Source organism: Caldinitratiruptor microaerophilus (genome assembly GCF_025999835.1).
GTDB lineage: Bacteria > Bacillota > Sulfobacillia > Symbiobacteriales > ZC4RG38 > Caldinitratiruptor > Caldinitratiruptor microaerophilus.
Map to the genome: position 1 here is coordinate 2,417,545 of NZ_AP025628.1, position 24,098 is coordinate 2,441,642.

21 protein-coding genes and 5 tRNA genes are annotated in these 24,098 nt (G+C 71.3%); 2 read left to right on the plus strand and 24 right to left on the minus strand.

The window, feature by feature from the left end; genetic code table 11:
• Positions 1-26: 26 nt before the first annotated feature.
• The 9 genes from caldi_RS11735 to caldi_RS11775 all read right to left on the minus strand — a co-directional run bounded on the left by caldi_RS11735 (position 27) and on the right by caldi_RS11775 (position 8,678).
• The gene (locus tag caldi_RS11735) at positions 27-914 is read right to left on the minus strand and encodes a phosphoribosylaminoimidazolesuccinocarboxamide synthase (RefSeq protein ID WP_264841944.1); all 888 of its coding nucleotides are present in this window, start codon (positions 912-914) and stop codon (positions 27-29) included.
• 23 nt (positions 915-937) lie between these two features.
• Entirely contained in the window at positions 938-1,093 is a 156-nt protein-coding gene (locus caldi_RS11740; protein WP_264841945.1) for a hypothetical protein, read from the minus strand.
• A 28-nt stretch (positions 1,094-1,121) separates the two neighbouring features.
• Entirely contained in the window at positions 1,122-2,429 is a 1,308-nt protein-coding gene (gene purB / locus caldi_RS11745; RefSeq protein WP_264841946.1) for an adenylosuccinate lyase, read from the minus strand.
• A 98-nt stretch (positions 2,430-2,527) separates the two neighbouring features.
• The gene (gene purE / locus caldi_RS11750; protein WP_264841947.1) at positions 2,528-3,049 is read right to left on the minus strand and encodes a 5-(carboxyamino)imidazole ribonucleotide mutase; all 522 of its coding nucleotides are present in this window, start codon (positions 3,047-3,049) and stop codon (positions 2,528-2,530) included.
• Positions 3,050-3,095: 46 nt separating this feature from the next.
• Positions 3,096-4,508 carry an NCS2 family permease gene (locus tag caldi_RS11755; RefSeq protein ID WP_264841948.1) on the minus strand — a complete coding sequence of 471 codons (1,413 nt, stop codon included), beginning with the start codon at positions 4,506-4,508 and terminating at the stop codon, positions 3,096-3,098.
• A 344-nt stretch (positions 4,509-4,852) separates the two neighbouring features.
• Positions 4,853-5,482, minus strand: a complete 630-nt coding sequence (locus caldi_RS11760; RefSeq protein ID WP_264841949.1) for a DUF1444 family protein — start codon at positions 5,480-5,482, stop codon at positions 4,853-4,855.
• A 225-nt stretch (positions 5,483-5,707) separates the two neighbouring features.
• Positions 5,708-7,249: a glutamine-hydrolyzing GMP synthase gene (guaA, locus tag caldi_RS11765; protein ID WP_264841950.1), complete on the minus strand. Its 1,542-nt coding sequence runs from the start codon at positions 7,247-7,249 to the stop codon at positions 5,708-5,710.
• A gap of 12 nt (positions 7,250-7,261) precedes the next feature.
• Positions 7,262-7,822, minus strand: a complete 561-nt coding sequence (gene hpt / locus caldi_RS11770; RefSeq protein WP_264841951.1) for a hypoxanthine phosphoribosyltransferase — start codon at positions 7,820-7,822, stop codon at positions 7,262-7,264.
• A 109-nt stretch (positions 7,823-7,931) separates the two neighbouring features.
• Positions 7,932-8,678 carry a DUF1256 domain-containing protein gene (locus tag caldi_RS11775; RefSeq protein WP_264841952.1) on the minus strand — a complete coding sequence of 249 codons (747 nt, stop codon included), beginning with the start codon at positions 8,676-8,678 and terminating at the stop codon, positions 7,932-7,934.
• 221 nt (positions 8,679-8,899) lie between these two features.
• Between caldi_RS11775 and yjjX the strand changes: the two genes are divergently transcribed.
• Positions 8,900-9,457, plus strand: a complete 558-nt coding sequence (gene yjjX, locus caldi_RS11780; RefSeq protein WP_264841953.1) for an inosine/xanthosine triphosphatase — start codon at positions 8,900-8,902, stop codon at positions 9,455-9,457.
• 78 nt (positions 9,458-9,535) lie between these two features.
• On the opposite strand, the gene caldi_RS11785 is transcribed toward yjjX, so the two are convergent.
• The 15 genes from caldi_RS11785 to argH form a co-directional block, all read right to left on the minus strand.
• Entirely contained in the window at positions 9,536-9,892 is a 357-nt protein-coding gene (locus caldi_RS11785) for a hypothetical protein (protein WP_264841954.1), read from the minus strand.
• Positions 9,893-9,920: 28 nt separating this feature from the next.
• Positions 9,921-10,433, minus strand: coding sequence for a hypothetical protein (locus caldi_RS11790; RefSeq protein ID WP_264841955.1), 513 nt, complete (start codon positions 10,431-10,433; stop codon positions 9,921-9,923).
• 139 nt (positions 10,434-10,572) lie between these two features.
• Positions 10,573-11,325, minus strand: coding sequence for a response regulator (locus caldi_RS11795; protein WP_264841956.1), 753 nt, complete (start codon positions 11,323-11,325; stop codon positions 10,573-10,575).
• Positions 11,294-12,838, minus strand: coding sequence for a sensor histidine kinase (locus tag caldi_RS11800; protein ID WP_264841957.1), 1,545 nt, complete (start codon positions 12,836-12,838; stop codon positions 11,294-11,296). The genes caldi_RS11795 and caldi_RS11800 overlap by 32 nt, the downstream gene beginning before the upstream one ends.
• Before the next feature lie 196 nt (positions 12,839-13,034).
• Complete coding sequence (locus caldi_RS11805; protein WP_264841958.1) at positions 13,035-13,550, minus strand: sigma-70 family RNA polymerase sigma factor; 516 nt, start codon at positions 13,548-13,550, stop codon at positions 13,035-13,037.
• Positions 13,551-13,891: 341 nt separating this feature from the next.
• A complete protein-coding gene (locus caldi_RS11810; RefSeq protein WP_264841959.1) occupies positions 13,892-14,320 on the minus strand; it encodes a DinB family protein in 429 nt (142 codons plus the stop codon).
• A gap of 295 nt (positions 14,321-14,615) precedes the next feature.
• Positions 14,616-14,691 (minus strand) — tRNA-Ala (locus caldi_RS11815).
• 49 nt (positions 14,692-14,740) lie between these two features.
• Positions 14,741-14,816 (minus strand) — tRNA-Gly (locus caldi_RS11820).
• 85 nt (positions 14,817-14,901) lie between these two features.
• A tRNA-Lys gene (locus caldi_RS11825) sits at positions 14,902-14,977 on the minus strand.
• 6 nt (positions 14,978-14,983) lie between these two features.
• Positions 14,984-15,059: transfer RNA gene (locus caldi_RS11830), tRNA-Phe, on the minus strand.
• Positions 15,060-15,098: 39 nt separating this feature from the next.
• Positions 15,099-15,173: transfer RNA gene (locus tag caldi_RS11835), tRNA-Asn, on the minus strand.
• Positions 15,174-15,321: 148 nt separating this feature from the next.
• A complete protein-coding gene (locus tag caldi_RS11840; protein WP_264841960.1) occupies positions 15,322-16,218 on the minus strand; it encodes a diaminopimelate dehydrogenase in 897 nt (298 codons plus the stop codon).
• Between the two features lie 93 nt (positions 16,219-16,311).
• Positions 16,312-19,602 carry a carbamoyl-phosphate synthase large subunit gene (gene carB, locus caldi_RS11845; protein ID WP_264841961.1) on the minus strand — a complete coding sequence of 1,097 codons (3,291 nt, stop codon included), beginning with the start codon at positions 19,600-19,602 and terminating at the stop codon, positions 16,312-16,314.
• Positions 19,602-20,861, minus strand: coding sequence for a glutamine-hydrolyzing carbamoyl-phosphate synthase small subunit (gene carA, locus caldi_RS11850; RefSeq protein ID WP_264841962.1), 1,260 nt, complete (start codon positions 20,859-20,861; stop codon positions 19,602-19,604). Before carA ends, carB begins: the two co-directional genes overlap by 1 nt.
• 65 nt (positions 20,862-20,926) lie before the next feature.
• Positions 20,927-22,375 carry an argininosuccinate lyase gene (gene argH / locus caldi_RS11855; RefSeq protein WP_264841963.1) on the minus strand — a complete coding sequence of 483 codons (1,449 nt, stop codon included), beginning with the start codon at positions 22,373-22,375 and terminating at the stop codon, positions 20,927-20,929.
• A gap of 339 nt (positions 22,376-22,714) precedes the next feature.
• On the opposite strand from argH, the gene caldi_RS11860 reads away from it, so the two are divergent.
• The gene (locus caldi_RS11860; RefSeq protein ID WP_264841964.1) at positions 22,715-24,046 is read left to right on the plus strand and encodes a hypothetical protein; all 1,332 of its coding nucleotides are present in this window, start codon (positions 22,715-22,717) and stop codon (positions 24,044-24,046) included.
• The last annotated feature ends 52 nt before the right edge of the window (positions 24,047-24,098 follow it).

Genomic DNA, 24,098 nt, shown 5'->3' on the forward strand with positions numbered 1-24,098 from the left:
CGGCCCCTCCCTTCCGTCCGGAGCTCTCAGGACAGCACCGGGCGCAGCCGCTCCAGGACACTCCGGTAGCGGGCCGCCGTCTCGGCCACCCGATCCGGCGGCAGCGGCGGGGCCGGCGGCTCCTTGTTCCACCCGCTCGCCTCCGCCCAGTCCCGGATCGGCTGCTTGTCCAGGCTGTCGATCGGCTCGCCCACCCGGTACCGCTCCACCGGCCAGTACCGGGAGGAGTCCGGGGTGAACGCCTCGTCGATGAGGATCAGACGATCGCCGTCCCACCCGAACTCCAGCTTCGTGTCGGCCAGCAAGATCCCGGCCCGCTCGGCCCGCTCGGCGGCGAACCGGTAGAGGGCCAGGCTCAGGTCCCTGAGCCGGAAGGCCGTCTCCTGGCCGAAGCGGCGGGCCACCTCGTCCAGCGTCACGTTCTCGTCGTGTCCGACGTCGTTCTTGAGGGCAGGCGTGAAGATGGGCTCGGGCAGCCGGGCGTTGAGGGAGAGCCCGGCCGGGAGCTTCACGCCGCAGACGGCGCCCGTCTGGCGGTACTCCTTCCACCCGGAGCCCGCCAGGTAGCCGCGCACGACGCACTCCACGTCGATCCGCCGCGCCCGCCGCACGACCACGGACCGGCCGGCCAGGAGGGCCTCGTGTTCCGGACGCAGGCCAAGGCCGGCCACCGAGGTCGTCACGACATGGTTGGGGACGATCGACTCCGTCGCGCGGAACCACAGCACGCTGAGCTCGGTCAGCACCCGGCCCTTGCCGGGGATGCCGGTGGGAAAGACCACGTCAAAGGCAGAGAGGCGGTCGGTCGCCACCATGAGGAGGCGGTCGCCCAGGTCGAACATCTCCCGGACCTTGCCGCGGTGCACGAGGGGCAGCCCGAGGTCCGGGCACGTGAGAAGGACATCGCCGTTCACCGAGACACCTCCTGGAGGACGGATCAGGAAAGGTAGGTGGAGAGCAGCAGGGCGACCCCGAAGCCGGCCAGGGCCGCGAGGACGGCCCGCAGGTGGACCGGCCAGCGCCGGGGCCAGACGAACATCAGGAGGACCGTGGCCAGAAGCCCGGCCAGAGCGCCGACGAGGAGACCGACCAACGGGTACACCTCCGGGGACCGGCGCGGCCTAGATGAGACCCAGCCGGCGGAAGATCGTGTCCACGTGCCGGAGGTTCCTGCGGTCGTCGAAGCAGGCCGCGATCTCCTCCGGGGTCAGGCGCGCGGTCACCTCCGGGTCCCGGGCGACCCGCTCGCGGAAGCTGACCGGGCTACCCCAGGCCTCCATGGCCAGGCGCTGCACCCGCGCGTAGGCCTCATCCCGCGACATCCCCTTCTCGACCAGGGCGAGGAGCACCCGGCCGGAGTGCACCAGTCCGCCCGTGAGGCCGGCCACGGCCTCCATGCGTTCCGGGTAGACGTGCATGTTCTCCACGAGCCAGACGGTGCGGTCCAGCAGGTAGTCGGCGAGGATGGTGCTGTCCGGAAGGATGATCCGCTCCACCGAGGAGTGGGAGATGTCCCGCTCGTGCCAGAGCGCGATGTCCTCCAGCGCCGCCACGGCGTTTGCCCGCAGCACGCGGGCGAGCCCGCAGATCTGCTCCGCACCCACAGGGTTGCGCTTGTGGGGCATGGCGGACGAGCCCTTCTGACCGGCCGCGAAGGGCTCTTCCACCTCCCGGCCCTCGGTCCGCTGAAGGAGCCGCACCTCGAGGGCGATCTTCTCGAGGGTGCCGCCGAGGATGGCCAGGGCAGTCATCAGCTCGGCGTGGCGGTCCCGCTGCAGCACCTGGGTGCTGATGGGCGCGGGGGCCAGCCCCATCTTCTCGCACACGTACTGCTCGACGAAGGGGTCGATGTTGCCGTAGTTCCCCACGGCCCCGGAGATCTTGCCGACGGCGATGCCGCGGCGGGCCCGCTCGAGGCGCTCCCGGTTCCGCTGCATCTCGGCGTACCACAGGGCGAGCTTGAGACCGAAGGTGGTGGGCTCGGCGTGCACGCCGTGCGTGCGGCCCATGATCAGGGTGTCCTTGAACTCCACCGCGCGGCGCGCGAGCACCGCCAGGAGGCGATCGGCGCCCGCCAGGATCTCGTCCATCGCCTCCACGAGGAGGGCGGACAGGGCCGTGTCCACGACGTCGCTCGATGTGAGCCCGTAGTGGACGAAGCGCGCGGCCGGGCCCATGCGCTCGGCAACGGCCTGCACGAAGGCGATCACGTCGTGCCGCGTCTCCCGCTCGATCTCGGCGACCCGCTCCACGAACCGGGCGTCGACGGGGAAGCGCCTCTGCCGGATCTCCTCCACGGCCTCCCGGGGGATCCGGCCGAGCTCCGCCCACGCCTCGCAGGCGTACAGCTCGACGTCGAGCCAGCGCTCGAAGCGGTGCTCCGGGGACCAGATGCGGCGCATCGCCGGTCGGGTATAGCGCTCGATCACAGGCCATCGCCCCCATCACGGCAATCCCGCGGCTCCGGTCGGCCGGCCGGCTGGCGTCCCGCGCCGGGCCTGGCCTGCCTCCCGGCGTGCGGCGGCGGTCAGCCCGCCGTACCCGGCGAGCCGGCCGCCCCCCGGTCCCTGTAGCGGGCGAACGTCTCCTCCGCCTTCGCCGCCAGCGCCGCCTTGTGCCGGCGGACGCGCTCGCGCAGGGCCGGGTCGGCCACGGCGAGGATCTGGGCGGCCAGGTGCGCCGCGTTGCGGGCGCCGTCGACCGCCACCGTGGCCACCGGCACCCCCGGCGGCATCTGCACGATGCTGTAGAGGGCGTCCACGCCGCCCAGGCTGCTTCCGCCCAGCGGCACGCCGATGACCGGCAGGGGGGTCCACGCCGCCACGACACCGGGCAGGTGCGCGGCCATGCCGGCCGCGGCGATGATCACCTCCAGCCCCCGGGCCTCAGCCCCGCCGGCCCACTCCTGCACCAGGCGGGGGGACCGGTGGGCCGACGCCACGGCGAGCTCGTAAGGGATCCCGTACTCCTCCAGGATGGCCAGGGCGTCCTGCATGCGGGGCAGGTCGCTCTCGCTGCCCAGGATGACGCCAACCCGAGCCCGTGCCACGAGACGGACACCTCCGCCTTGCGCCTCTATTGTACCGCCGTGAGGTTTACCGGAAGATGAACTGCCACAGGCCGAACAGCTCGACGGTGAAGAGGGCCGACACCACCCACAGGAGCGGGTGCACGTCCCGCGCCCTGCCCCGGAAGAGCTTCAGCAGCACGTAGGACACGAAGCCGAGGCCGATCCCGTGGGAGATGTTGAACGTGAGGGGCATGCCCAGGAGGGTGAGGAACGCCGGGATGCCGTCCTCCGGGTTTCCGAACTCGATCTCCCGCACCACGCTCATCATCAGGAAGCCCACGATGATGAGGGCCGGAGCTGTTGCCGCCGACGGCACGATCCCCACGACCGGGGCGAAGAAGATCGCCAGCAGGAAGAGGAGCCCGGTGACGACGGACGTCAGGCCGGTGCGGCCGCCCTCGCCGACGCCGGAGGCCGACTCGATGTAGGTCGTGATCGAGGAGCAGCCCAGAAACCCGCCCGTGACGGCGGCGAGCGAGTCCACCAAGAGGACGTTCCGCAGCCGGGGCACCGTCCCGTCCGGGCGCAGGTATCCGGCCTCTCCGCCGACCGCCACCACGGTTCCCATCGTGTCGAAGAAGTCGGTCATGAGGAAGGCGAAGATGAACGACCAGGCGCTCAGGTTCAGGACCACGGAGAAGTCCAGCCGGCCGATCGTGGCCAGGGACTCGGCCGTGGGCAGGCTCAGCCACGTTTCGGGAAGCCGGGCCTGACCCGTGAAGAAGGCGACCAGGGTGGTGCCCAGGATCCCCAGGAGAAGCGCCCCGCGAACCCGCCGCACCACGAGCAGCAGCGTCAGCGCCAGGCCGAAGAGCGCCAGGAGCGCCGCCGGCTCCCGCAGGTTGCCGAGCGCCACGTACGTCGGGTTGGAGATCACGGGCTGCCCGCCCGGCCCCGGCACGATGGTTGCCGTGTGCGTGATGATCCCCGCGTTCTTGAGCCCGATGAAGGCGATGAAGAGTCCGATGCCGACGCCGATCGCGCGCTTCAGGTTAGCCGGGATCGCGTTCATCACGGACTCGCGGGCGCCGGTCAGCACGAGCAGGGTGACGAGCAGGCCCTCCCAGAACACGATCCCCATGGCCTGCTGCCAGGTGTATCCCGCGCCCAGGACGACGCCGAAGGCCAGCACGGCGTTGAGGCCCATGCCGGAGGCGAGAGCGAGCGGGTAGTTGCTGGCCAGTCCCATGAGAATCGTCATGACCCCGGCGCCGAGCGCCGTGGCGACCGCCGCCGCCTGCCGGGGGACGCCCGCCGCGCCGAGGATGTCCGGGTTGACGAAGATGATGTAGGCCATCGTCATGAACGTGACGATCCCGGCGATGACCTCCGTCCGGACGTCGGTGCCGGCTTCCCGCAGCCGGAACCACCGGTCCAGGGCCCCCGATCCGCCCACCGCCTTCGGCGCGCCTCGCTGCTCCAGAGCTTCCCGAGCCACCGGATGCCCTCCTTCGCAGGGTAAGCCTAGTGTGTGGAGACGCCGGGCCGGCCATCGCGGCGGCCCGAATGAAGACCCGGGCGAGGTGGTTTCGTCGTGAAACCTCCCCGCCCGGGCTTTTGTCCCGCCGGTGTAGCGCCGCAAGGCCGGCGCCTGTGCCGCTCGGTCGCAGCCGGGTGGCCCGCCCCGGCGGAGTTGCCCCGCCCGCCGGCCACCCGCGGAACCCTAGGCACACTTTCACCCGACTATGCGGTTGGACTGCCGGCTGCGCCCGCGCGAGCGCCCGGCACGAGAACATCGTAGCGGACCTCCCGATGAAATGTCAACCTCAAGGGGCGAATGTTTTAGTGCTGCAGGCGGCTTTTGTTCGGAACCAAGGCGTATGGAACCAGTTCGTCGCCCGCCAGCGTGAAGAGGCGGGGGGAGATCCGGTACCGGGTGGCGCGGTACACCTCCCGTACCATCTGCGCCACGTCCTCCACCACCGACCGGTCCGCGTCGCCGAGGGCCACCAGGAAGTCACGGCCGGGCACGGCCACGACGAGCCGCCCCTCTACCTCCTGCCGCAGGGCCTGGATCTGCTCCCGCAGGAGGAGCCGGCTGGCGTCGTACCCGTCGAAGGACTCGCACACCATTCGGAGCCTGGGGCCGTGACCCAGCCGCTTCCACGGGATGCGCGGGGTCGAGCGGGCCAGGTTCTCCACGGCCGTCGGGAGCAGCTCCTGGAAGCGCTTCCCCCAGCGCTCGAGGACACCCTGCGTGACGAAACGGTACCCGTGGGCGGCGTCCACCACCAGGGCAACGCAGAGCCCGGGCGCAAGGGGGTGCGTGGGCACCGTCCGACGTGCACCGAGCCAGTTCGCGCCCCACCGCGCGGGGATGATCTGCGGGCGGATCGACGCCACCTCGGGCGACGCGCCCGCGGACAGATTCGCCGGGCTCCGCACCTGGGCCCGACGGGAGATGAGGTGCACGGGACTCGTCCCGGTGGCCGGCGAAGGCCGGCGATGGAGGTCGCCCCACAAACCACGTCCCTCCCTTTGCCTCGGAGATCGGGATCTTCTCGGCCGGCACCGTGTCAGCGACAGCCTCATCCGGCCCCCCGTCCACCAAGCAAATACGAAAAGCGGGCCGCCGGGTTCGCTCCGCCTCGGGCCAGGGCCAGCCCGGCAGACCGCCTTCCTGCCGTCCGGGAACGGTCACTCCCACTCGATGGTACCCGGCGGCTTCGTCGTGATGTCGTACACCACCCGGTTCACGTGCGGCACCTCGCCCACGATCCGGCTCATGATCCGCTCCAGGACCTCGTACGGGAAACGGAAGAAGTCCGCCGTCATCCCGTCCTCGCTGGTCACCGCCCGCAGGACGATCGGGTACGCGTAGGTGCGCCCGTCCCCCATCACTCCGACGCTGCGGACGTCCGGAAGCACCGCGAAGGCCTGCCAGATCCGGTCGTAGAGACCGGCACGGCGGATCTCCTCCAGAAAGATCGCGTCGGCCTGGCGCAGGATGGCGAGGCGCTCCGGGGTCACCTCACCCAGGACCCGGATGGCCAGCCCCGGGCCCGGGAACGGGTGCCGCCCCACCAGCTCGTCCGGAAGGCCCAGCGCCCGGCCGACCTCGCGCACCTCGTCCTTGAACAGCAGGCGCAGCGGCTCGACCAGCTCCAGGCCCAGGTCCTCCGGGATGCCGCCGACGTTGTGGTGGGTCTTGATCACGGCCCCCCCGCCGGACGCGCCGGACTCGACCACGTCCGGATAGATCGTTCCCTGCACCAGGAAGCCGACCTCGCCGAGGCGGCGCGCTTCCTCCTCGAAGACCCGGATGAACTCCCGGCCGACGATGCGGCGCTTCTCCTCCGGGTCGGTGACTCCCCGCAGCCGGGCGAGGAACCGGTCGGCAGCGTCCACGTGCACGAGCGGGATGTGGAAGTGGTCGCGGAAGGTGCGGGTGACCTGCTCGGCCTCACCCGCACGCAGGAGCCCGTGGTCGACGAAGATCGCCGTGAGACGGTCGCCGATGGCCCGGTGCACCAGCACGGCCGCCACCGAGCTGTCCACCCCGCCGGACAGGGCCACGAGGGCGCGGCCCGTTTCTCCCACCTGCCGGCGCACGGCGGCGACCGCCGAGTCGATCACGCTGTCCACGGTCCAGTCCCCGCGCAGGCCGCACACCCGGAACAGGAAGTTCTCCAGCACCTGCTTGCCCTGGACCGTGTGCACGACCTCCGGGTGGAACTGCACGCCGTACAGGCGCCGGGCGGGGTCGCCGATCACCGCCGTCGGGGTGGCGTCGGTTCGTGCCAGGACCTGGAAACCGGGGGGCGGGCTGATGACCGAGTCCCCGTGGCTCATCCACACCTGGGTGACCGGGTCGAGCCCGCGCAGGAGCGGGGAGTCCGGCACCTCCACCGACAGCATGGCCTTGCCGTACTCGCCGCGCTCGGCGCGGCGCACGTCGCCCCCGAGTTCGTACGCCATGAGCTGCATGCCGTAACAGATGCCCAGCACCGGGATGCCCAGTTCGAACACCGCCGGGTCGATGCGCGGGGCGCTCTCGGCGTACACGCTGGCCGGACCGCCCGACAGGACGATCGCCCGGACGTTTCGCGCCCGGTACTGCTCCACCGGCGTAGTGGGCGGCCAGATCTCGCAGTACACCCGGCTCTCGCGGATGCGGCGGGCGATCAACTGGTTGTACTGGGCACCGAAGTCCACGACGACGGTGAGTTCCGAAGACACGCCCTGCCACCCCTACTCCTGGCCGGCCGCCGCGTACACTTCCGGCCGCAGCACGCAGATTGCCCGCAGGTTCCGGTACTTCTCGTTGAAGTCGAGCCCCATCCCCACCACGAACCGGTCGGGGATCTCGAACCCCCGGTAGTCGATCGGCACGTCCACCTGGCGCCGGGACGGCTTGTCCAGGAGCGCGGCCACCCGGAGGCTCGCCGGGTTGCGCGGGAGGAGGTAATCCCGCAGGAAGCGGAGCGTGAGCCCCGTGTCGACGATGTCCTCCACCACCAGCACGTCCCGGCCGTCAAGCTCGTACTCGAGGTCGAGCAGGACCCGGTGCACGCCCGTGGTCCGGGTGCCTGCGTAACTGACGATGCGCATGAAGTCCAGAGAGGCAGGGACACGGATCCATCGGAACAGGTCCGCCGTGAACAGGGCCGCCCCCTTCAGAATGCCCACCACCACGAGGTCGCGGCCGCGGTAGTCCTCCGTGATCGTCTCCCCGAGCTCTTGGATCCGCTTCTGCAGCTGGTCTTCCGGAATCAGGACCTCAGCGATGTCCTCCCAGAGGTCGTGGCCCACCGGTGCCGCCTCGCCTTCCGCCCTCGAACTTGCCGCGTTCTCCAGCACGTCCCTATCGTACACGTTTCACGTGTGGCTGTGTAGGCAAGGAGGGGACGGCGAACCCACCTCAGAAACCGTATGGACGGGGGGCGTACCCTACCCCCGACCGGAGGCGGCCCCAGCCCGGCAAGGTCGAGCGAGCCATCGCCGGAGCGGCGAGCGGGCACACCGCCGGTCGCCTGCCCAGCGCAGGCTCGTCTCGTACCGGGCCTGGCTGGCCGGCCGCCGGCTGGAGGTCGTCCGAGCCGCGGTAGAGCGACCAGAAGACGATCGCCGCGTCGGCGATCACCTCGGCCATCCCCACGGTGCGATCCAGTTCGGCGAACCAGATCCCGAAGGGGACCGTGGCGACGCCCGCCATGACGTGCACGTGGCCGACCGGGGGTAGCGCCTTGCCCATCCCGGCGCCGGGCCGGAGCGGCCCCCGGTTCACGGTGACCTGCCCGGCCCGCCCGACCGCCGCGTCGACGGCGACGAGAAACGGTTCCCGGCCGTAGGGGGCCGCGCGCTCCCACACCTCCTTCACCCGCTCGCCGATGTTCGCGGCGTGAACCGGGTCGCTGAGGTCTCCCAGCCAGGGGCCGCCAAAGCCCTTGCGGCGGAGGAACCACCCGACGAAGGGTCCCACGGCGTCACCCGTCGAGCTGTTCGCCCCGACGAGGAGGAACACGGGAACGGACGGCCCCGCCCGTTCCGCGAGATACGCCTCGTAGAGCGCCCGCCCGAGAAGCTCGGACGCGCCCGCATCCTGGTAATGAACGTCCGCCACCAGGGCGGCGGGCCCTCGCGGCGTCCGCGCCCGCTCCCGCTTCACCCGGCTCTCCCCCCACGCGCCTGATCGGCGTTGTCTGGTGCAAAGCGGATTGGCAGAGAATCTGCTGTTTTTCTGGTATTAGAATACAGGAACTGGCAGGTGTTGTCAAGCGCGGTGGGACGTTTGCGTTCCCCGTCCCACGACCTGTCCCCGAGGCCGGATCTGCCCCACAATGAAACCGGCCGGACGCGCCGGCGCCCGGTCGGAGAGGGGGGACGTGCTTGAAGCTGCGGATCGCGGTGGGCTCCACGAACCCGGCCAAGGTGGCGGCGACCCGGGCGGTGCTCGAACGGGCGTTCCCCCAGGCGGAGGTCGTCCCGGTCGAGGTCCCGAGCGGGGTCCCGGCGCAACCCGTCGGTGAGGACGAGACGGCGGCCGGCGCCCGGCAGCGCGCCCGGCTCGCCCTGGCGGCGGTTCCGGGGGCTTTCCTCGGCGTCGGCCTCGAGGGGGGCATCGACCGGGAGGGCCACCTCCTCAACTGCTGCGCCATCGCCACGCCGGATGGGGCCGTGCACGTCGCCTGGGGGGTGCGGTTCCCGCTGCCGCCCCTGGTCGTCCGCCGCGTCCTGGCCGGCGAGGAGCTCGGGGCCGTCATGGACGAGGTGAGCGGCATCCCGAAGAGCCGGCAGACCCTCGGGGCGGTCGGGATCCTCACCGACGGGCTCCTGACCCGCGACGCGATGTGGCAGCCGGCGATCGCCTGCGCGCTCGCCCCGGTGCTGCACCCGGAACTCTACGATCCCGGCGGACGGGCCGCCCGGCCCGGACCGCGCCGTTAGGCCCCGCGGCGCGGGGACCGGCAGACGAACGACCCCCCGGTCGGACCGGGGGGCCGGCAGATCGCCTTGCCCGCGACACTACTGCTCGAAAGCCAGGAAGACCGGCGGGAACGTCAACAGGAACCCCAGGGCGACAAGGATCAGGGTCCACCGCCACGCCTTGTGGAAGTCGATGTCCACGCCGCGCCAGCGGTTGGCGGCCACCGCCCAGGCCACGAGCCAGACGATCACCGCCCCGAGAGCCTTTCCGGAGAGCGGCCCCACCGGGTCCGACCAGGTCAGGAAGGCCTTGAACCCGGCACTGATCTCCGTCAGCGTCGTGAACAACCCGAGAGCGAACGATCCGATTCCCGCCGCCACCAGGGCTGCCGCCGCCGGCCCGTTGGGCCGGGAGGCCGTCTCCGGACCATCGGTTGGGTTACGGCTGATGCCCATCGTGATCCTCCTTCCGGCGGGATCGCCGTCACCGGGTGGGGGCCATCTTGTTCAGGAAGGCCCCGAAGACGCCGGCGACCCCAGCTGCGACGAAAGCGAGCGAGTAGAGCACCATCGCGACCTTGCGGACCCGGTCCTCGTGGGCCAGCCGGCGGCCGTAGTACCAGATGACGTACGCAACCGCCGTGGCCAGGATCGGAGCAATCCAGGCGACGTGCTCCTTCCACTCCATCCCGAACTCGTGCCAGAGCTTGGTGCTCTCGTTGGCCAGAAGCAGGGAACGGGGGCTGTCGGGCGTCTTGGCGCGGTACCACGGGTACACGATGAAGGTGCCGGAGAAGACCGTGAGCCAGGCGGTCACGGCCATGATCCAGGTGCCGGCCACGAGCCGGCCCATGCGCTCGCGGATGCCCTCCGGCGTCACCAGCTCCGGCCGCAGGCTCCACAGGCCGGCCAGTCCACCGCCGAAGGCCAGGAGGAACAGCGTGCCCAGGATCAGACCGTGAAGAACCGTCCAGGTCTCCCGAACGGACAGTTCCATGACCTCACTCCCCCTCGGACCGCCAGGTTGGACGGCAGGGGTCGGTCGCGGCGCCGCTACCGTTCCCTCTGTCCCCATTCTCCAGCCGGCAACACCCCCGGCCCAGTGTCGGACGTCCCCGAGAACCGTGGGACATCTGTCACCTTCCCGGACGCAGCCCGGGGCCGGCGATGCCCGCCCGCACCGCGTACGCGGCTGCCTCGGCGCGGTTGCGGAAACCGTACCGGCCCAGTATCTCGCTGAGGTAGTTGCGGACCGTCTTCTCGCTCAGGAAGAGGGTGCGCCCGATCTCCCGGTTGGTCATCCCCCGAGCGACGCACTCGAGGATCCGGCGCTCCTGGGCAGTCAGCCGGGACGGGTCCGGGCCCATCGCGGGCGGCTCCGCCGATCCGCGCGCCGGCGCGGCCCCCGCGCCCCGAGCCCCCTGCATGGCCTCGGCCAGCATCGGCCCGAGTGACGGGTCCAGAGCCATGCCGCCGCGGGCCACGGTGCGAATGGCGGCAAGGAGAGCGCCGTTGTCCAGGTCCTTCAGGATGTATCCCCGCGCGCCCGCCGTGACGGTTTCGACCAGTGCGTGCCGATCGGCGAACGACGTCAGGATGACCACCCGTACCTCGGGAAACCGCCGGTGCAACTCCCGGCAAACGGAGACCCCGTCGCGGTCGGGAAGGCGCAGGTCGAGAAGCACCACGTGGGGCTGCGATCGCTGCGCCACGGCAAGGGCCTCCTCACCGGTGGCGGCCTCTCCCACCACCTCGATGTCCGGCTCCCGGGCCAGCAGCGCGCGCAGGCCCAAGCGGACGACCCCGTGGTCGTCGACCACGATGACCCTGACCTGCTGGGCGGCAGGCGAGGAGGTTTCAGCCGGCAGCGGTGTGGAGTTCGGTGCCACGGCGCATGCCCCCCAGGTCCCCGGCTTCGAATTCGCCCAGCGGCAGGTAGGCGACCACCTGCGCGCCCTCACCGGGCGCGGAGTGAACCTGCCACACCCCGCCGCGCGCCTCCACTCGCTGGCGCATGTTGTCCAGGCCCTGACCCTGACTGGCGCTTCCGGCCACGAACCCCCGGCCGTCGTCGGACACGCGCACCAGGAGCGTGGCCTCCGACCGGGCGACCACCACCCGCGCCCGCCGGGAGCCCGAGTGCCGGACCACGTTCGACAGCGCTTCCCGCAGCAGGGCGATCACGTCGTCCCGCAGTGCGCGGGGCACGGGCGGCTCTGTAGCGCCGGAGCCGGAACTGGCGGGCTCGAGCCCGTCGAACTCGAGGTCGACCACCAGTCCCGTCAGGCAGGATACCTGCCGGACCAGGGCGCCGATCTCGGCGGCCAGCTCGTTCCAGGTCAGGCTCGTCACCCCGGTCCGCAGGCCTTGTACGTAGCCGCGCAGTTCTGTCACGGCTGCCGACAACGCGTCGGCAGCCTCGCGCACCAAGGTCCGCGCGCCGGCCAGGCTCTCATCCCTCCTGGCATCGTCCGGCCCCGCCGGGCCGCCGCCGAGGTCGTCGAGCACCACCCCGACCTGCCGGAGGGCGAGACCCGCCCCGTACAGCGTCTGCATGATCCCGTCGTGAAGCTCCCGGGCGATCCGCGTGCGCTCGCACAGGACGGCCCGCTCCTCCTCGGCCCGACGGAGTCGCGCTTCCACTTCCCACCGGAAGATCTCCAGAAGCCGTAGCATGCAGAAGGCGACACCCAGGCCCGCCGCCCCGCGCACGAGTTTCACCGGGAACCCGAACACGGCGAGAAACGACTCCTCGTTCATGACGGACGCAGGGAAGAAAGCCTGGCGGGGGACCACAAGTCCCCCCGCAAGGGCGTAGGCGGCGAAGGAGAGGCTCGCGCCGCGCAGATATGGTAGCCACCGTCCGCGGTCCAGCCGGCCGATCTCCCCTCCCTGCCTGGAGAGCCCGACCGCAGCCAGCGCCGCCGCAGGGAAACCGAGGAGATACCGTGACCAGACCTCCGCTGCGGCGAACCAGCTGTGCAGCTCCACCCCGGGACGGATGAGCGGGTAGGCGAGGAAGAACACGATCCACACGGCGACGACGGCGACGGGCACCCCCGTGGTCCGGCGCTCGGGCGGGTGTTCGCCGGACACGAGCAGGATGCCGAAGCGGAGAAGGAAGCCGAACGAGAGTGCGGTGGCGACGGTCTTGAGTCCGACCAGCAGGGGGACCAACCGCTCCGCCGCGGAACCGTAGTACAGGGGAATGAAGACCGCGCCCCAGTCGGCCGCTGCGTGCACGATGGCGAACGCCGCCAGCGCGGGCAGGGACCGCGCCAGGGTGAACCGGGTCTGCCAGAGTCGCCCCTGCAGGGCAATGCCCACGCCCAGGGTGAAGAAGGCCAGCGCGTAGGCGAAGTTGACGGCCGGCATGTTGGCGTCCCAGAAACCGCTCGACACGATCCGGCTTCCCTCCTTCTCCCGGCGAGCGCCGCCCGGGCTCACTTTACTGAATAACGCACGGCGAGGTAGACCCGTATGGTCCGAAGGAAGCGGCACGATCGTTCAGTCGGGGGAGTCCACCCACCGGACGGGCTGCCGCACGCGGGGACCCCCGCCGGCCTGGCCGGCGGGGGTCCTCAGCCACTCCGGCAAGCTAGGCGCTCAGCGCCCGCCGGATGCGGCGGAGTCCCTCCTGGTACTTGCGCGAGATGTGGCTGCCGTGGCATCCTGCCTCCCTCGCGAGCTCCACTGCCGACCGGCCGTACACGAGCCGGGCCTCGACGACGGGTCCGCCCACCTCGCGGACGAGGCGAACGAGGTCCTCGTACTGGACCCCGGCCGCCAGGTCCGGTTCGTAGGCGATGAGGCCCGCGTAGGTGAGGTGATCCGTCTCCGGCACCTCCTCCTCCAGCGAGATGATCACGCCGGGGGGATGCCAGCGGCGCAAGCGCCGCATGAACATGCGCACCTCGTTCGTGATCACTGGCCACGCGTAGGCCGAGAACGGCACGTTGCGGCCGGAGTCATACGTCCGGCAAGCCTTCCACAGACCGACCAGCGCTTCGTTGCGGATGTCGTCGTGGTGCATCGGGAGTGCCCTGGACAAGAACCGTGCCGCGACTGCATACGCGAGGGGGACGTTTGCCACGAACCGCTCCTCTGGTGTCACCGGGCTCACCTCCCGCAGCGGGGGGCTGCGACGCTGGAGACGAGGGGCAGCAGAGGTACGATTGCGGCTGGGGATCGGGAACCGGCCTCCACGAGCGGTAGGGTCCCGTGGAGGCCCGTCCTGTCCTCGCAATTCCGGCAATTTGGCTTACAGCAGTGCTCCGGGGAGGTGACCTGGGTCCAGTATACCAACCGGCGGGCCCGGGCGGCGGCCGGCCTGGGGCGCCTGGCAGCGCGTTGAAGCGGATGGCGGGCCGAGCGAACCGCTATGGCCGGCGTGGAACGTCGGCGGCAGCCTTTTCGCGGCCTGAGGCGGCCGGTGGCACGTCGCCAGCGTCCTTCTCACCACGTGTCCCCGCCACCGGGCGGGGGCCAGGCCCCGAGCATGCGTCGCAGGAGCACGACCTGGCCGGCGTGGTAGCTGTTGTGGGCAGCGATCATCTGCAAGCTCTCTGCCCGCGTCCGGCCGGGGCGGGCGTGGATCTCGGCGGTGAGGTCCCCCTTCGCCAGCCGCATGGCCTCGTCGAGCCCGGCGATGAAGCGCTCGACCGCCCGCCGCCACTCCGCCTCGTCCCGCGGCGCCTCCTCCTTCGGCCAGGATTCCTCCGCGTGCTCGGGTACAGGGGGGTCCTCCCCCCGCAGCTGCGCCAGGGAGAAATCCTGCCAGAAGATCATGTGGCCGAGAATCTGCCAGATGCTGTGCGGACTGCCGCCAGGCCGCAGGCCCACGAGCCGCCAGTCGAGCCCCTCGAACACCCTGGCGGGTTGCACGTGTGCACCGCGTCCCGCCAGGGCGTTTCGCAAGGTCCGGGACTGCATCTGCCCACCCCCAGCCCGACGCCTCAAACCTGTACGCCGCCTGACCCGGTCCAGTGTATCGCCTTTTTGTAATACTGACGATACAAATGGCCCGAAGGTTCGCCGAAAAGCCAGGAAAAAAACGGAAGTCCCGCCTCGACCGCACCGGTTTCGAGGCCGGCGGCCCCGCCGTCCCGGCCGTCCCGGGGAGCCTTCCGGCGTCAAGAAACCGGCCGGGGCAGCTTCCGCTGCCCCGGCCTCACCGGTCTGGTGGAGCTGAGGGGAGTCGAACCCCTGACCTCGTGAATGCCATTCACGCGCTCTCCCAACTGAGCTACAGCCCCGGGTCCTCGACCCGGGGCCGGCACCCGGAAGGTGCCGGCCCCGAAGCGCTGGAGCGGGTTACGAGACTCGAACTCGCGACCTCCACCTTGGCAAGGTGGCGCTCTACCAACTGAGCTAAACCCGCCCGAAGCGAGACACCGGCGGACGCCCACCGGGGGACCGAGCCGCCGGGTCCGCTCCTCACGGACCCGACGCCCGGCCAAGCTTCCTGGTGGACCGCGTAGGACTCGAACCTACAACCGTCCGATTAAGAGTCGGATGCTCTACCAATTGAGCTAGCGGTCCGTGTCTTGGTGGCCCAGGGGAGAGTCGAACTCCCGACACGCGGATTTTCAGTCCGCTGCTCTACCAGCTGAGCTACCGGGCCACGGCGGACCGGCGGTTCCGCCGGCCCGGCCTCTTGTTCTGGCTCCGGCAGCAGGATTCGAACCTGCAACCCTCCGGTTAACAGCCGGATGCTCTACCGTTGAGCTATGCCGGAACGCTGCCCGGCGGGCACCCCGTGGCGCTCCCCGGAATCGCAACCTGGATTGTACCACAGCCCTGGCGGTCGTGCAACCGGAAAAGCCCGCCAAAATGTTTTTGCAACGATCGGACGCCGCCCGCGTGCCGGGACCCCGCGGACCGGCTCACACGAGCCGGGCGATCCAGCGGTCGCGATCGCCGGGCAGGAGGTCGACCGGCGAAATCTCCACGAGCGTGTAGGCTCCGGGGTCCAGCCGCAGCGCGGCGCGGGCCGCGGCCACCATCACCTGGGCCGTGAGCGCGGGGTTGTGGATCCGCATCTCGAACCGCAGGAGCTGGTTGTGGGCCCCAGCCGAGACTCCCTTGCGCTCCACCACCACGCCGTGCCCCATGTCGGTCAGGTCGTCCACGTTCTCGACCCGGTACACCCGGGTCTCGTCGTGGACGAAGTACGGGTCGGTCTGGATGGCCGACTCGACCCGGTCGAAGTCGGCCCCGGGCTCGAGCTCCACGTACACGGCGCGGCGGTGCCGGCCCTGGCCCGCCGGCAGGGTCAGCGACAGGGCCTTGCGCACCCCCGGGATCGCCTTGACCGCGGCCGTGTGTCCCATGCTCATGCCGGGTCCGAAGTTCGTGTACGTGATGCCGCGGGAGGTCATCACCTCGAAGAGCGCCCGTATCACGGAGTCCGTCCCCGGATCCCAGCCGGCCGCCAGGACGGCCACCGTCCCGCGGTCCCGGGCCAGGCGGTCCAGTTCCCGGCGCAGGGCCGGGATCTCCCCGTGGATGTCGTAACTGTCCACCGTGCGGATGCCCAGGCCCAGATAGTGGCGCGCGTGCTCCGGCACCTGGCGGCTGGGCACGGTGAGGAGCGCCACGTCCACCGGCCCCAGCTCGGCAGGGTCCTGCACGACCTTCACCCCGGGGAGGTCCGGAGCCGCCCCCGCCGCGGCGCGGCGCACCACGCCGGCCAGCTCGAGGTCGGGCGCCTGTCGGAGCGCCTCCACCGCGTACCGACCCACGTTGCCCAAGCCCACGACCGCTACCCGGCCCAGTGCCATCTCCGAGCGTTCCTCCCGCCCCTTCACGATTGACATCTTGACACAGACAGGATACCAGGTGGACCCGCCGCGGAAAAGGGCCCGACGGACGGCCTACACCACGCCGACCCGCCCGCCGTAGGGCAGCGGCGGGACCACCTGGGCCACCGTCCAGTCCTGCAGGGCCTCGACCGTGATCTCGTCGCCCTCCCGCAGGGCGGAGAGAACCTGGACCACGGCCCGGGCGGTGTCCAGGCTGGTGAGGACGGGAACGCCGCTTTCCACCGCCGCCCGCCGGATGAGGAAGCCGTCCCGGTCGACCTCCCGGCCCCGGCTCAGCGTGTTCACCACGAGGTCGACCGCCCCCTGGCGGATGAGGTCCGGGATGTTGGGCGCGCCCTCGCTGACCTTGTTCACCCGCTCGACGGGGATCTTGCACGCCGCCAGGGCGGCCGCCGTCCCGGCGGTGGCGAGGAGGCGGAAGCCCAGTGCGGCGAAGTCGGCGGCGATGGCCATGGCCTCGGGCTTGTCCTTGTCGGCGACCGTGAAGAGGACCGTCCCCCGCCGCGGCACCTGCAGGCCGGCGGCCAGCAGCGCCTTGTACAGCGCCCGCGGGAAGTCGAGGTCCGAGCCCATCACCTCGCCCGTCGACTTCATCTCCGGCGACAGGGCGACGTCGACGGTGGTGAGCTTCTGCCACGAGAACACCGGCGCCTTGACCGCCACGCGCCTGGGCTCGGGCCACAGCCCGCCGCGGTAGCCGAGTTCGGCCAGAGTGCGCCCCGCCATGATGCGGGCCGCGATCCGGGCCAGCGGCAGGCCGGCCGCCTTGGCCAGGAAGGGCACTGTCCGGCTCGCCCGCGGGTTGACCTCGAGCACGTACACCTCCCCGCCGTACACGACGTACTGGATGTTCACCAGCCCCCGCACCCGGAGCGCCAGCGCCAGGCGGGTCGTGTAGTCGATCACCTGCTGTCGCGCCCGGTGCCCGAGGCCGAGCGCCGGGTAGACGGCGATGCTGTCGCCGGAGTGCACCCCGGCCCGCTCGACGTGCTCCATGATGCCCCCGATGAGCACCTCGTGCCCGTCGGCGACCGCGTCGACCTCGACCTCCTTCCCCTGGAGGTACTTGTCGACCAGGACGGGGCGGGACTCCGAGACCTCGACGGCGCTCTGCATGTACTCCCGCAGCTCGTCCTCGCCGTGCACGATCTCCATGGCCCGGCCGCCCAGGACGTACGAGGGCCGCACGAGCACCGGGTAGCCGATGCTGGCGGCGATCGCCGCCGCCTGGTCCACGGTGAGCGCCGTGCCGCCCGGGGGCTTGGGGATCCCGAGCTCGATCAGGAGCCGGTCGAACTTCTCCCGGTCCTCCGCCCGGTCCATCTCCTCGACGGGCGTGCCCAGGACCGGGACCCCGGCCGCGGCCAGCGGGCCGGACAGGTTGATCGCCGTCTGGCCGCCGAACTGGCAGACTGCGCCCTCGATGTCGAGGGCCGAGCCGCCGGCCGCCACGCCTCCCTCCTCCTCGATCACGTTCATGACGTCCTCGAAGGTGAGGGGCTCGAAGTAGAGGCGGTCGGAGGTGTTGAAGTCGGTCGAGACCGTCTCGGGGTTGTTGTTGACGATGACCGACTGCACGCCCTCCTCCCGCAGGGCCCAGGCGGCGTGCACGGCGCTGTAGTCGAACTCGATGCCCTGCCCGATGCGGATCGGGCCGGACCCCAGGACGACCGCCTTGCGGCCGGGCCGCGGCCGGGCCTCGTTCTCGCCCTCGTAGGTGCTGTAGTAGTACGGCGTGGCGGCCTCGAACTCCGCCGCGCAGGTGTCGACCATCTTGTAGACCGGGCGCACCCCCAGCGCCTGGCGCCGGTGCCGCACCGCCATCGGGTCCATGCCCACGAGCCGCCCGATGGTCGTGTCGCTCAGGCCCAGCCGCTTCGCCCGCAGGAGCCGCTCCCGGGTCAGGCCCTCCGGACCGGCGGCGGCGAGCTCCTGCTCCATCGCCACCACCCGGCCGATCCCCTGGACGAAGAACCGGTCGATGTCGCTCAGGGCCGCCACCCGGTCGACGCCCCAGCCCCGGCGGAGCGCCTCGGCGACGGCGAACAGGCGCTCGTCGTTCGGCACCGCGAGGAGGCGCTCGAGGTGGACGTCGTCCAGCGCCGCCATGCGGGGGTGGGCGAGCCCGTCCCGCCCGACCTCCAGCGAGCGGATCGCCTTGAGGAGGGCGGCGGGGAAGGTGCGGTCGATCGCCATGACCTCGCCGGTCGCCTTCATCTGCGTGCCCAGCGTCCGGCTAGCGGTGGCGAACTTGTCGAAGGGGAAGCGGGGGATCTTGACGACCACGTAGTCGAGGGCGGGTTCGAAGGCGGCGTACGTCGTACCGGTGACGGGGTTGCGGATCTCGTCGAGCCGCAGTCCGGCGGCGATCTTGGCGGCCACCTTGGCGATGGGGTAGCCGGTGGCCTTCGAGGCGAGCGCCGAGGACCGGCTCACCCGCGGGTTCACCTCGATCACCACGTACTCCCGGCTCTTGGGGTTCAGGGCGAACTGGATGTTGCACCCGCCCTGGATGCCGAGCGCGCTGATGATCCGCAGCGCCGCCGAGCGGAGCATCTGGTGCTCCCGGTCGGTGAGCGTCTGGGCCGGGGCGACCACCACGGAGTCGCCGGTGTGCACGCCGACCGGATCGACGTTCTCCATGTTGCAGACGGTGATGACGCTGCCGGCCCCGTCGCGCATCACCTCGTACTCGATCTCCTTCCAGCCCGCGACGCTGCGCTCCACCAGGCACTGCCCGATGGGCGACAGGCGCAGGCCGGTGCTCACGATCTCGACCAGAGAGGCGGCGTCGCGGGCGATGCCTCCGCCGGTGCCGCCCAGGGTGTAGGCCGGGCGGACGATGAGGGGGAAGCCGACCCGCTCCGCGAAGGTGAGCGCCGCGCCCGCCGTGGTCACGATGGTCGACTCCGGGATCGGCTCGCCGATCGCCTGCATGAGGGCCTTGAACTCGCCCCGGTCCTCGGCCCGGCGGATCGCCTCGAGGGGGGTGCCGAGGAGTTCGACGCCGTAGCGCTCCAGCACGCCCGACTCGGCCAGCTCCCGGGCGAGGTTGAGGCCCACCTGGCCGCCCAGGGTCGGCACCAGCCCCTGGGGCCGCTCCTTGGCAATGATCCGCTCGACGAACTCGGCGGTGAGGGGCTCGAGGTACACCCGGTCGGCGATCTGGGCGTCGGTCATGATGGTGGCCGGGTTCGAGTTGACCAGGACGACCTCCAGCCCTTCCTCCCGGAGGGCCTGGCACGCCTGCGTGCCGGAGTAGTCGAACTCGGCGGCCTGGCCGATCACGATGGGCCCCGACCCGATCACCAGCACGCGCCGGAGATCCTTCCGCTTCGGCATCAGCGCTCACCCCCCTTCGCCGGCCGGGCGCCCCCGGCGGGGCGGTCGCCCCGGTCCTGGCTGCGCATCAGCTCCAGGAACCGATCGAAGAGGAAGCGGGACTCCTCCGGCCCGGGGCACGCCTCGGGGTGGTACTGCACCGAGAAGGCCGGGCGGCCCTCAGCGGCAATCCCCTCGACGGTGCCGTCGCTGACGTTGCGGTGCGTGACGGTGACGCCGGGAGGGAGCGAGGCCTCGTCGATGGCGTAGCCGTGGTTCTGGGTCGTGATGAACACCCGCCCCGTGGCCAGTTCCTGGACGGGGTGGTTCACGCCCCGGTGGCCGAACTTCATCTTGTAGGTGTCTGCCCCGAGGGCCAGGCCCAGGACCTGGTGGCCCAGGCAGATGCCCATCGTGGGGACCCGGGCCTCCAGGAGCCCCCGGGCGGTCTCGATGGCCGCCCGGGCCTCCTTCGGGTCGCCGGGGCCGTTCGAGAGGAGCACCCCGTCGGGCGCCAGGGCCAGGATCTCTCCGACGGGGGTGTCCGCCGGCACCACCGTCACCTCGCAACCCAGCTGGACCAGGCTGCGGACGATGTTCTGCTTCGCGCCCAGGTCCACCATCACCACGTGGGGCGCCCCGGGGCCCCCGGCCCGGCCGGCAGGCCCCCGGGTTCCCCCGGGACCCACCCGGTACGGTTCCTGGGGCGTGACCGCCGCCACGGCACCGGTAAGGCGGAAGTCGCGGGCCTCCCCGACGAGGGCGAGGAGCCACGTGCGGAGGGCCGGCGGCAGGGCCACCCGCCATTCGCCGGCGAGGGCCACCAGCCCTCCCGGCGCGTCGAGATCCTGGGCGGCCTCGCCCGGCACCTCCCCGCCGGCAGCCGTCACGATCACCCCGCCCATCGCGCCGTGGATGCGCAGCACGCGGGTGAGCGCGCGCGTATCGACCCCGGTGAGCCCCACCACGCCGTGGCGTTCGAGGTAGCCCGCCAGGGTCTCCGTGGCCTGCCAGTGGCTGGGCTCCGTGCACAGCTCCCGCACGACCAGCCCGCGCAGGTGCGGCCGCCCCGATTCGAAGTCCTCCGGGTTGATGCCGGTGTTTCCCACCAGGGGGTAGGTGTTGACCACGATCTGTCCCCAGTACGAGGGGTCCGTGATCTCCTCCTGGTAGCCGGTCATCCCCGTGGTGAAGACCACCTCCCCGGTCGCCCGGCCGGGGGCGCCGAAGGCATCCCCCTGGAAGATGGTCCCATCCGCCAGCACAAGGTACCCCTTCACGTGTGTTCCCTCCTGTCCGCCGCCCGAGCCGGGCGGCGACCGCCGGTGCGCCTCACGGGACGCTTTTACCGTCGTCGGGGGACGGGGCGGTCGTCTTCGGTTTTGGTGTCCGATCCTCCTTGCGTCTGTCCGCTGTTCTTCGCCGCCAGGATCGCCCGGGCCTTCTCCAGCTGGCGGGCGACCTCGGCCGGCGCGGTGCCGCCGTACGAGGCCCGCCCTTCCACCACCGCTTCGGGGGTCAGGGCGGCGTACAGGTCCTCGCCGATGCGATCGCTGAACTGCCGGTACTCCTCGAGGCTCAGTTCGCCGAGGTACTTGCCGCGCTCGATCGCGTACAGCACGATCCGCCCGGTGACCTCGTGCGCCTCCCGGAAGGGCAGGCCCTTGCGGGCCAGGTAGTCGGCCAGGTCGGTGGCGTTCGAGTAATCCCGGCGCACCGCCTCGCGCATGCGGTCCCGCCGGAACCGGAGCGTGGCCAGCATGCCGGCGGCGACGGCCAGGGAGGCCTTCAGCGTGTCGGCGGCATCGAAGAGCCGCTCCTTGTCCTCCTGCAGGTCCGTGTGGTAGGCGAGCGGCAGCCCCTTGAGCACGGTGAGGAGCGCCACCAGGTCGCCGTACACCCTCCCGGCCTTGCCCCGCAGGAGCTCCGCGACGTCCGGGTTCTTCTTCTGGGGCATGATCGAGCTGCCGGTCGCGAAGGCGTCGTCCATCTCGACGAAGCCGAACTCGGCGCTCGACCAGTTGACCAGTTCCTCCCCGAGCCGGCTGAGGTGCATCTGGCAGATGGCCGCCGCGGCGAGGAACTCCACGATGAAGTCCCGGTCGCTGACGGCGTCGATGCTGTTCTCGTACACCGCCGAGAAGCCCAGGTCGGCCGCCGTGACGTGCCGGTCGATGGGGAACGTGGTCCCGGCCAGGGCCCCCGCCCCGAGCGGGCTCACGTCCGCCCGCCGCGCGCAGTCGGCGAAGCGGCCGTCATCCCGCTCCAGCATCCAGAAGTAGGCCAGGAGGTGGTGGGCCAGGAGCACCGGCTGAGCCCGCTGCAGGTGGGTGTAGCCCGGCATGATCGTGCCGGTCTCCCCGGACGCCCTGTCCAGGATAACAGCCTGCAGGTCGCGGATCAAGCCCCGGATGGCCGCGACCTCCTCCTTCACGTACAGGTGCACGTCTGTGACGACCTGGTCGTTGCGGCTCCGGGCCGTGTGGAGCTTGCCGCCCACCGGACCGATCTTCTCGATCAGCCGCTTCTCGATGTTCAGGTGGATGTCCTCGTATTCCTGCCGGAACGGGAAGGTGCCATCCTCGATCTCCCGGGCGATCTCCTCCAGCGCGCGGACGATGGCCTCCACCTCCTCCGCGCGGAGGATGCCCTGCCGTCCCAGCATCCGGGCGTGCGCGATGCTCCCCCGGATGTCCTGGTGCCACAGGCGCCGGTCGAACCCGATGGACGCCGTGAATCCTTCAGCCAGCTTGTCCGCGGCCTTCGTGAACCGGCCGCCCCAGAGCTTCTTCACCGGTGACCGTCCTTTCCCCAGTCGGCCGGACCGGAGGCCCGGCTTCACCCCGCCGGACGCCGGTCCTCGCATAAGTATACGTGGTTGTGTATAACTATGCAACCCGGCAAGGCCGGCGTGCGACGTCCGCAGACCTGTGCTACAATGCGGGGTCGGCCACCCCCGGGGGTGGCCGCCACGCCGCCGGTCCGCCCGGCGGGACCTGCACCGTCCGCCCGGGGCGCAGCCCCGCCGGCCCTCCCCGGCCGGATGACCTTCCGGCACCGGTAGGAGATGCATGCCGATGACTCGAATTCCACAAGCTGGCGGTCTCCAGCCCCACGACCACCGGGAGGCCCGATGAGCGCACGCCAGCTCTTCCTCCTCTTCTTGCCGCTCGCCTTCTCCAACGGCCTCATGGCCCTCGGCGAGACCGTCGTCGGGGCGAGCCTGAGCCGGTGGCCGGACCCCGTGATCGCCCTGGCGGCGTTCGGGAGCGCGTTCAACGTCGCCCTGGTGATCGAGGGCCCGGTCATCATGCTGCTGCACGCCTCCAACGCGCTCGTGCGGGACCGCGCGACCTACCGCCTGGTGCGGGGCTTCACCATCGCCCTCGGCGCCTCCCTGGCCCTCCTGCACGCGCTGGTGGCCTTCACCCCCCTGTACGACGTGATCTTCCGGTCGGTCCTGCACCTGCCGGCGCCGGTGGCCTCGGAAGCCCGCGCCGCGTTCATCGCCATGCTGCCGTTCACGCCGGCGGTGGGCTGGCGCCGCTTTCTCCAGGGAATCATGATCCGGCAGGGCCGGACAACCCCGGTGGGCATCGGGACCGTGGTGCGCTTCGGTACGCTGCTCACGGTGGTCGCCGCCGGCTCCGTCGCCGTACGTTCCGCCGTGGTCCCGAGCGCAGCGGTGGGCGCGTTCGCCCTGTCCATGAGCGTGGTGGCCGAGGCCGCCTACACCCACCGGGTGGCCCGGCGGGCCGTGCGGGCCGTTCCGGCCGAAGCCGCAGGAACTCCGGCGGGCAGCGCTTCCCTCACCTGGGGGCAACTGCTCCGCTTCTACTGGCCGCTGGCGAGCACGAGCGTCGTCGTCTACCTCGCCCGCCCGGTGGTCACCGCCGCGCTGGCGCGGGGCGTGGCCGTGCAGGCGTCCCTGGCCGGCTGGCCCGTTCTCACCAACACGCTCTTCCTCTTCGTCGACTCGCTGTCGATGCTGCAGCAGCTCGTCATCCCTTACGCCGAGGGGCCGACGCGGGCAGTCGTCCGCCGGGTCGCCGTGCGGCTGGCGCTGGCCGCCGGCGCGGCCATCGCCCTGCTCGGGCTGAGCCCGCTGGGCGAACTGTACCTGAGCCGGGTGATCGGCCTGCGCGGGGAGGTGCTGCAGCTGGTGGGGACTGCCCTGGGCCTCGCCGTGCCGTACCCCGCCGGCCTGGTGCTGCAGAGCTGGTTCCAGGGCATCCTCGTCCGCCAGAAGTGGACCGCCGCCATCACGGCCGGGGCCGTCATCAACCTCCTCGTGCTGAGCGCGGTGTCCTACACCGGCGTGGCGGTCACCCGTCTCCCCGGGCTCTACCTGCTCACCGCCGGCATGATCCTCGGGCTCCTCGCCGAGGGGGCGTGGCTCGCCCTGGTCGCCCGCGCCGCGGAGGGCCAGACCCGTGCCCCCGTGACCCGAGGACTCCCCGGGTGAGCGGACGCCAGCCCGGGTAGCGGGGGGTCCGGCGGAGGGGCAGAGACATGGA